The 2,538-nt window shown below is 62.1% G+C and carries 1 protein-coding gene; it reads right to left on the bottom strand.

Going from position 1 to position 2,538, the window contains the following annotated elements; genetic code table 11:
• Window positions 1-226 precede the first annotated feature (226 nt).
• Window positions 227-2,422 (bottom strand): 5-amino-6-(D-ribitylamino)uracil--L-tyrosine 4-hydroxyphenyl transferase CofH, encoded by a 2,196-nt coding sequence (gene cofH, locus DL899_RS19175; protein WP_204355378.1) that lies wholly within the window; start codon window positions 2,420-2,422, stop codon window positions 227-229.
• Between the last annotated feature and the right edge of the window lie 116 nt (window positions 2,423-2,538).

Here is a 2,538-nt window from a genome sequence, read left to right as displayed (position 1 = left end):
GGTCCAAGTCCGTATCGCCATCATGAACGGCTATACCGCACTCGGCATACCTGTCACGAAAACTGCGGGATAACTGTGTCCGGGGAAAGGGGCACTCCGGTCAGCAAGTGCTTTGTGCAACAGAGCCCACTTACGCGTTTAACTGTTGAAGTTGGGGGGCACCGGTTGTCGAACCACTTTGGTATTATTGCGGTGGTTCTTCAATAACTTCTCCAGGTTTACCGGCTCAGGTCGCTCCGCGGTTCGCGGTGGCGGACGCGACCTGGCGCTCTTTCGGCGCGTCACGATAAAGCGTCGTGCGCTGCCGCGACGGCCGGCCGATATTCGCCAGCAGGGTTTCGATCGCTTCTGGCGTCATTTCCTGTCCATGCGCAGCCCCGGCCGAGCGGGTGATGGATTCGTCCATCAAGGTGCCGCCGGCATCGTTGGCCCCGGCCTGCAGGCAGGCAGCAAGCCCGTCTGGCCCCAGCTTGACCCAAGAAGCTTGAATATTGGTGATGTAGGGATGCAGGACCAACCGGGCTACTGCGTGAAGCAGCAGCGACTCTCGCCAGGTGGGCCCGCGCCGGGACAGTCCCTTGTGGTAGATTGGCGATTCCATGTGCACGAATGGCAAAGGCACCAACTCGGAGAATCCGCCGGTCCTTTTCTGCTGAGTGCGCAGCCGCAAGAGGTGCCGGGCCCAGTGGTGGGGGCGGTCGATGTGGCCGAACATGATCGTGGAGGTGGTTTTCAGACCCAGGCGATGCGCAGTATCGACGACTTCAAACCATTCGGCGGTATGGATCTTGTCGGGACACAGCGTGGCGCGAACCTCGTCATCGAGGATTTCCGCGGCGGTTCCCGGCAGACTGCCGAGACCGGCCTCAATCAGGCGATCGAGGAATTCGGCGAGCGTCAAACCCAGCGTCTGCGCACCCTGATACACCTCGAGCGGCGAAAAGGCATGGACATGAATACCCGGCACCTCGGACTTGATGGCCCGCAGGATATCCAGATAGGTCTGGCCGGTATAGTTCGGGTGGATTCCCCCCTGCAGACAGACCTCGACCGCGCCACGGTCCCATGCCTCGCGGGCACGCCCGGCCACCACATCGGGCGTCAGGTCATACGGTCGCCCCCTCAGGTTTTCGCTCGTCTTGCCCTTGGAGAAGGCGCAAAACCTGCATTTGAAATAGCAGATATTCGTGTAGTTGATGTTGCGCGTCACGACGTAGCTCACCGTGTCGCCGCAGATTCTGCGCCGAAGATCGTCGGCAACCTGCGCGACTTGCGTGATCTCTCCATCCCGCGCCGCCAGAAGCCGGGTGATCTGCTGCACGCTCAGATCGTCGCCGCGTTCTGCGACGGCCAGGATACGGTCCATGGCCGCGCTCCGCGTGAAACCTGGCGTTGAAAGCAGCGACGGCAGCGCCTGCGCGGCGTCGCCAGGAGCCCAGTTGTCGGCCCGCGCCAGCCCATCGGCGTCGATCGCGCCGAGCACCGGGCCGCGCAGGCTCTGGTCGAGCCATGAGTCGCCGGCAAAAGCATATTTCGGATAGACCCCCAACCGTTCGACCAGCAGCTTTCCGCAGCTCGCGGTGGCTCTCGCCAATTCATTCAAGTGCGGCCACGGAGCCTCGGGGTTCACGTGGTCCGGAGTGACGGGCGAAACACCTCCCCAGTCGCTGATCCCCGCCTCGACAAGACCCGCCGCGCGTTCCGAAAGGTTCGGCGGCGCCTGCACGGGCATCTCCGGCCCGAATATCAGGCGGGCAGCCGCAATGGTCCATTGCAGGTCGGCCAGGTCCGGTTCGGGTGCGTTCGCCATCCTCGTGCCCGGCTTGGCGCGGAAGTTCTGGATGATGATTTCCTGAATATGGCCGAAGCGATCATGCAGGTTGCGCAACGCAAGAAGGCTCTCGATCCGTTCGGCCCGGGTCTCTCCGATGCCGATCAGGATGCCGCTGGTAAACGGGACCTTCTGGCGCCCAGCCTCGGCGATGGTTTCCAACCGGACGGCCGGGTCCTTGTCGGGCGAGCCGAAATGGCAGCCGCCGCGCTCGCTGAGGCGCACCGAGACGGTTTCCAGCATGATGCCCATCGACACGGAAACCCGACGTAGTGCCGCTATCTCAGCAGCATTCATTACACCGGGATTCAGATGTGGAAACAGCCCGGTCTCGCGGAACACCAGCTCCGCCATGGCACGCAGATAATCGAGCGTACTGGCATAGCCCATCTCGTCGAGCGCCGCTCGCGCCGCCGCATAGCGCAGTTCCGGCTTGTCGCCGAGGGTGAAGAGCGCTTCCTTGCAGCCTGCTTCCTTGCCGGCCCTGGCAATGGCCAATACCTGTTCCGGCGTCAGATAGGCGGAATCGAGCCGTTTCGGCGCCTTGGCGAAGGTGCAGTAATGGCAGACATCGCGGCAACCCAACTTCAACAGTTAAACGCGTAAGTGATTGATATTATTGATGCGGGATATCTGCTTTTGCCACAACCGGGCCGTTTCAGGAGGGTGTTTTCAGGCTCAGTGCATCGAAGAGTTCCAATTGCTCC

This window comes from Roseovarius amoyensis (assembly GCF_003260265.1).
Classification (GTDB): domain Bacteria; phylum Pseudomonadota; class Alphaproteobacteria; order Rhodobacterales; family Rhodobacteraceae; genus Roseovarius; species Roseovarius amoyensis.
The sequence above is the reverse complement of the archived record's forward strand: the minus strand, read 5'-3'. Positions and strand labels throughout refer to the sequence as shown.